The sequence below is a fragment of the Schnuerera sp. genome, from assembly GCF_035459645.1.
Classification (GTDB): Bacteria; Bacillota; Clostridia; order Tissierellales; family Tepidimicrobiaceae; genus Schnuerera.
In genome coordinates this window covers 1-6,761 of the sequence record NZ_DATHXO010000080.1, presented here as the reverse complement: position 1 = coordinate 6,761, position 6,761 = coordinate 1, and the positions used below count along the sequence as shown (strand labels likewise).

General features: G+C 30.5%; 6 protein-coding genes. All 6 read left to right on the top strand.

Annotated elements, in window-relative coordinates; all coding sequences use genetic code 11:
* Positions 1 to 623 (top strand): 16S rRNA (cytosine(1402)-N(4))-methyltransferase RsmH (gene rsmH / locus VK998_RS01980; protein ID WP_325224899.1); only part of this gene is annotated, 623 nt, incomplete at its 5' end.
* A gap of 28 nt (positions 624 to 651) precedes the next feature.
* On the top strand, positions 652 to 1,116 hold the full coding sequence (locus tag VK998_RS01975) for an FtsB/FtsL family cell division protein (protein ID WP_325224897.1): 465 nt from the start codon (positions 652 to 654) through the stop codon (positions 1,114 to 1,116).
* An 11-nt stretch (positions 1,117 to 1,127) separates the two neighbouring features.
* Positions 1,128 to 3,299 carry a penicillin-binding transpeptidase domain-containing protein gene (locus VK998_RS01970; protein ID WP_325224895.1) on the top strand — a complete coding sequence of 724 codons (2,172 nt, stop codon included), beginning with the start codon at positions 1,128 to 1,130 and terminating at the stop codon, positions 3,297 to 3,299.
* 73 nt (positions 3,300 to 3,372) lie between these two features.
* Positions 3,373 to 4,833, top strand: coding sequence for a UDP-N-acetylmuramoyl-L-alanyl-D-glutamate--2,6-diaminopimelate ligase (locus tag VK998_RS01965; protein WP_325224893.1), 1,461 nt, complete (start codon positions 3,373 to 3,375; stop codon positions 4,831 to 4,833).
* A 33-nt stretch (positions 4,834 to 4,866) separates the two neighbouring features.
* Positions 4,867 to 5,832, top strand: a complete 966-nt coding sequence (mraY, locus tag VK998_RS01960) for a phospho-N-acetylmuramoyl-pentapeptide-transferase (RefSeq protein ID WP_325224891.1) — start codon at positions 4,867 to 4,869, stop codon at positions 5,830 to 5,832.
* A 20-nt stretch (positions 5,833 to 5,852) separates the two neighbouring features.
* A partial coding sequence (murD, locus tag VK998_RS01955; RefSeq protein WP_325224888.1) for a UDP-N-acetylmuramoyl-L-alanine--D-glutamate ligase occupies positions 5,853 to 6,761 on the top strand: 909 nt, incomplete at its 3' end.

Here is a 6,761-nt window from a genome sequence, read left to right as displayed (position 1 = left end):
CATCTCATCAATTAGACCAAGAAGAAAGAGGATTTTCTTATAATAAAAATGCACCATTAGATATGAGGATGGATAAGACTAATAGTTTTACTGCATGGGATGTAGTGAACAAATATTCACAGAAAGAGTTAGAAAAAATTTTGTGGGATTACGGAGAAGAAAGATGGGCAAAGCGAATTGCAGAATTTATCGTGAATGAGAGAAAGCTAAAATCAATTGATACTACATTTGATTTAGTAGATATTATTAAGAAAGCTATTCCAAAAAAGGTCAGGATGGAAGGTCATCATCCTGCTAAAAAGACATTTCAAGCTATTCGTATAGAAGTAAACCAAGAACTAGATGTATTGAAAAGGAGTATACCCATTATGAGTAAATCACTCAATAGTAGTGGGAGGCTTTGTATAATTACTTTTCACTCTTTAGAAGATAGAATCGTGAAAGAAGAATTTAAAGAACTATACAAAGAATGTATATGTCCACCAGAGTTTCCAATATGTGTTTGTGATAAAAAAAGGGAAATTAATATAATTACAAAGAAACCTATAGTACCAAGTAAAGAAGAAATAGAAAAAAACCCTAGAGCTAGAAGCGCAAAATTACGAGTTGCTGAACGAGTTTAAGTTCTAAAAAAGAGGGGGTAGGAATAAATTGTTAGTAGCTAAAAAAGATTTAAATTATTATTACCCAGAAAAAAACGATATAGAAACAACTAAAACTAGAAGAGTGGTTAAAAAGAAGAAAAAGTCTAGAGCCTTATATAGGCTGATAGTTATGGGGATTGCAATGGTTGGATTAATTTTAGCTTTATTTATTTTATATAGGTATGCTAATATTACTAAAATAAGATTAGAAATAACAGAGTTAGAAAAGCAAAAAATTGAATTAGAAAAGGAGAAAGAAAATTTAGTAGGTGAACTTGAAGCTATAAAGAGTTCTTCTAAAATTGAAGAAGATGCTATTATAAAGCTGGGGATGGATTATCCTACAGAGGACCAGGTAGTATATGTAGATATAGATGAATTAGTATTTGCAGATGAATTAGAAGGAATGAAAGAATTTTTCATTGTAAAACAATTTAAAAATATTGTAAACTTGGTACTGAGTTTATTTTAGGAGGGTTTGATTTGGCAGTACCTAGTAATTCTTCAAAAAAAAGATTAATATTTATATTTGTTGTAGTAACTATAGTAGTTTTTTCCTTAATAGTGAGACTAGGGTATATTCAAATTGCTACAGGGGAAGAATTGAAAAAAGGAGCATTGGAACAGTGGACAAAGGGCATAGAAATAAAATCTAAAAGAGGTATAATCTATGATAGAAATGGGAAAAAATTGGCCATTTCAGTTAGTTCTTATACAGTATGGGCTAGTCCTGCTGATATAGAGGAACCAAAAAATACAGCTAAACAAGTAGCAGAAGCATTGAATATGGATGAAACTATAGTATATGAAAAAATTACTAAAAAGACAAATGTAGAGAAGATAAAACAATGGATAACTAAAGAAGAAGCTAAAGAATTAAGGAATTTAAAATTAAGAGGAATTGAAATTGTAGATGATAATAAAAGGTTTTACCCTTATGAAGATTTTGCAAGCCATATTATTGGTTTTACTGATATAGACAATTATGGATTATACGGTATAGAAAAGACTTATGATAAGTATTTGTCGGGGAGCCCTGGAAGATGGGTTAAAACTGAGGACGCAAGAGGCAGACAAATGCCTTATGATGGTGAAAGGATTTATGATGCGGAAGATGGACTAAATGCTGTTTTAACTGTTGATGAAGCCATACAGCATTTTGCTGAAAAGGCTGCTATGGAGTCATTAATAACGACTAAAGCTAAAAATGTTTCTATAATAGTTATGGAACCAAATACTGGAGATTTATTGGCAATGACCACTTTGCCACAGTACAATCCGAATAATCCTAGAGAGCCTGTGGATGAGGAAGAAAAAAAAATATGGGAAAATTTATCTAATGAAGAATTAAAGAAAAAATGGTATGATATGTGGCGTAACTTCGCTATCAATGATGCTTATGAACCTGGTTCCACCTTTAAAACTATAGTAGCAGCGGCAGCTATTGAGGAAAATGTAGCAAATATAGATAGTAATTTTTATTGTAATGGTTTTATAAGAGATATACCTGGTGGGATTTTAAAATGTTCTAGATGGTATAATCCTCATGGGGCACAAACTTTAAAAGAAGGTATGGAAAATTCATGTAATGTGGTTTTTGTTGATTTAGGTAGAAGATTAGGAAAAGAAAAATTTTATAAATATATTAAAGCTTTTGGATTTGGAGAAAGAACGGGTATTGAGTTAACTGGCGAACAAGGAGGAATTATACCGGTTAATACTGATGTTATTAAGGAAATTAACCTAGCTACTATGTCTTATGGACATGGAATAGCTGTGACTCCTATCCAACTTATTAATGCGGTCTCAGCTATTGCCAATGGAGGCAATCTAATGGAGCCAAGACTCGTATCAGAATTAATTGACAATGAAGGAAATGTTGTTATAGAGAACAAACCAAAAGTTAAAAGGCAAGTTATATCCAAAAGCACTTCTGATACTATGCTAGAGATGATGGAGAGCGTAGTGTCAAAAGGAACTGGAACTAATGCTTATGTACCAGGGTATAGAGTAGCTGGGAAAACTGGTACTGCTCAAAAGATAATTGATGGTAGATATGCTCCTGGGAAATACATTGGATCTTTTGTTGCGGTAGCACCCGCTTCAGATCCGAAGATAGCTGTTTTGGTTATAGTAGATGAGCCAGAAGGTATATATTATGGTGGTAGTGTTGCAGCTCCTGTTGCCGGTAAGATAATAGAAGAAACTTTATCTTATCTTGAAATTAAACCAGAATTTACTGAGGAAGAAAAAGAACAGTTTGAATATACTGTAGTAGTTCCAGATGTGAGAAATATAAAAATTGAAGAAGCAGGGAAGATTTTATCTGAATCAGGATTTAAGTATACAACTGAATCTTTTAATATCATTGAAGATTCTATGGTAATAGACCAGTTTCCATTGCCTGGAACTGAAGTGACTAAAGGTTCAATAATAGATCTATATTTAGATGAAGATTATAAAAAGGAAAACAAAGTTATAATGCCAGATCTTATAGGGAAAGACAAAGAAGATGTAGTAAAAATATTAAATGGATTAGGTTTAAAATACGAATTTTTTGGGGAAGGCAAGGTAGTAGAACAGGATCCTATGTCTGGAACGAAAATAGATATAAATTTTAATATAAAGGTTGAATTTTCAGATGCGAAAGAGTAATATTATTAGGGGCGACTTTTGAAGTTGCCTTTTAATTCATTTCATTAAATAAAAAATGAAAGCAGGGGTAGAATTGAAACTAGAAAATATAATAGAAGGCAGTAAATATGAAATTTATAAAGGTAATAAGGATATTGATATCCATGGCATTGAACATGATTCACGACAAATTTCTAGGAACAATATGTTTATTGCTATTAAAGGATTTACTGTAGATGGACATAATTATATAAAAGAAGCTATTAAAAGAGGGGCAAATTGTATAGTAGTTCAAAAGTATGTAAAAATAGATAAAGATGGAGTTACGTTAGTAAAAGTTGATGATACTTTAGAAGCTTTGGCTAGGTTTTCCTCAAAATATTATAATGAGCCGTCTAAAAAACTAAACTTAATAGGAGTAACAGGTACTAATGGGAAAACATCGACTACATATTTAATAAATAGCATCTTTAATAAAAAAGATGAAAAGATAGGATTAATTGGTACTTTAGGTTCTATAATGGATGGGAAAGTTGTAGAAAATAAAAATACGACTCCTGAATCTTTAACCATACAAAAACATTTAAGAATGATGGTAGATGCTAAAACTGATTATTGTATAATGGAGGTATCTTCCCATTCTTTGGATTTAAAAAGAGTAGAATATATAGACTTTCAAGTAGGTATATTTACTAATCTAACTGAAGACCATTTAGATTATCATTTAACTATGGAAAACTATTTTAACAGCAAATTGAAATTATTTAATAAGACAAATAAATATAATATAATTAATGGAGATGACTTTTTTGGTAAAAAAATATTAGATAATATCAAGAATACAATACCTGTAATTACTTATGGTATAGATAAAAAACATGATGTATATGCAACGGATATAGTATGTCATATTAAGGGAGCAGATTTCACTTTAAATACTCCAATAGGAACTATTCCTATTAATATGAAACTTTTAGGTAGATTTAATGTATATAATGCTTTAGCAGCGGCCTCTTGTGCTCTTGTATATAATATAGATTTACCTACTATAAAGATGGGGTTGGAATCTGTTACTGGTATTAAAGGTCGATTTGAAATAGTTCCAATAGATAAAGATTATACAGTTATTATAGATTTTGCGCACACGCCTGATGGATTGGAAAAAGTTTTAACAACTGTGGATCAATTTGCAGAAGGTAGGAAAGTAGTTATTTTTGGGGCAGGAGGCAATAGGGATAGAACAAAAAGGCCTATTATGGGTGAAACGGTAGCAAAACATGCAGATCTATGTATAGTTACTTCTGATAACCCAAGATTTGAGGAACCAGATGATATAATTAAAGACGTTGTTCTAGGAGTAGAAAAAGCAAATGGAAAATATATAACTATTACTGATAGACGAGAGGCAATTGAATTTGCCTTATTAAATGCCAAACCAAAAGATATTATATTGTTGGCTGGAAAAGGTCATGAAACTTATACGATAATCAAGGATAAAACTATTCCTTTTGATGAAAAACAAATAGTATTAGATATACTTAGTAATATAGATTAATGATAGTAATGGATACGAGAGAGGAGAAAACAAATGGTTGAATATATAGATATTATTAGAGTTGTTATTATTGCTTTCATAATAACTGTTATATTAGGGCCTATTGTAATTCCAATGTTAAGGAAGCTCAATATTGGTCAAAATGTAAGAGATGATGGACCAAAAACTCATCTGTCAAAATCTGGAACTCCTACTATGGGAGGAATTATAATAGTAATTGCATTACTTGTAACTACAATAAGTTCAGGGTTGCTGAATAGTGATATGTATATTTTACTAATATCAACAATCGGATTTGGACTTATAGGATTCATTGATGATTATATGAAAATTATAAATAAAAGATCTTTAGGATTAAAGGCTTATCAAAAATTAATTGGTCAAATAATTTTGGCCATATTGTTAGCAATTTATCAATCAAATACATCTATGCTTGGAACTAAGATTATTATTCCGTTTTTAAGCAATAGATATTTGGACTTAGGGATACTTTATGTACCATTCATAGCCTTTGTAGTTGTAGGTACTGTAAATAGTGTGAATTTGACAGATGGATTGGATGGATTAGCTTCAGGAGTTACTTTAATAGTATTATCGTTTTTTGGATTAGTTGCCCTTAATTGGGGGATGGATAGTATATCAATTTTTTCAGCTGCATTAACTGGAGCTTGCCTTGGCTTTCTAATCCATAATGCTTATCCTGCAAAGATTTTTATGGGTGATACGGGTTCCATGGCATTAGGAGGAGCTGTGTCTGCTGTTGCTATATTATTGAATTTACCTTTAATGATTCCAATTGTTGGAGGTATATACTTTGCAGAGGCATTATCTGTAATTATACAAGTAGTTTCTTATAAACTTACAAGGAAAAGAGTCTTTTTAATGAGTCCTCTTCATCATCACTTTGAACAAAAGGGATGGAAGGAAACTAAAGTTGTTATTGTGTTTTGGAGTATTACCGTAATATTATCTTTAATTGGTGTAGCAAGTTTAAACTAATATGAAAGCAAGGTGTAAATATGAACTTGAAGAATAAAAATGTACTAATATTAGGACTAGGTATTAGTGGAGTATCTACTGTAAAAGCATTAGATAAATTAGGAGCTAAAATTTCTATTAGTGATTTAAAAGATGTAAAAGATTTAAAAGAGAATCTCTCTCAAATAAACCATTTAGACATTGATTTATTTTTAGGAACTAACAATGTTCCTTTAGATAATATAGACTTAATAGTAAAAAGTCCTGGAATACCCTTAAACTTGGAAATTTTTAAAAAAGCTTATGAAAAAGGAATTGAAGTTATTACTGATTTGGAATTAGCTTATAGGATAAGCCCAGATAGCAATATTATTGCCATTACTGGTACCAATGGGAAAACCACCACAACTACTTTAGTTGGTGATTTTTTTAAAAAAGCGGGATTTACAACTCATGTGGCGGGAAATATTGGAGTAGGAATTCTATGGGATATTGTTAACTCAACCAAAGAAGATATATTTGTTATTGAAGCTAGTAGTTTTCAATTAGAAAGTACAGTAAAATTCAAACCTAAAATAAGTGTAATATTAAATATTACACCAGATCATTTAAACTGGCATAATACCTTTGATAATTATATTAATGCAAAGAAAAAAATATTCAAAAATCAGACTAAAGATGAATATACTGTTCTTAATTATGATAATAATTTATCTAAAGTTATGGAAAAAGAAGTTAAATCTAATTTAATATGGTTTAGTGTTAAACATAGGCTTATAAAGGGAGTATATATAGATAATGGGTATATAGTAATAAATAATGGAAATAGAATAGATAGGGTTATTCATATTAAAGAGATAAAGATTTTAGGAAAACATAATTTAGAAAATGTTCTTGCTAGTGTTGCTATTGGTTGGATTATGGGACTGGATATAGATACAATGAAGTAC

Bases quoted from the DNA above. Each gene is read 5' to 3' on its own strand.
- mraY (WP_325224891.1), top strand. From the start codon at position 4,867: ATGGTTGAATATATAGATATTATTAGAGTTGTTATTATTGCTTTCATA.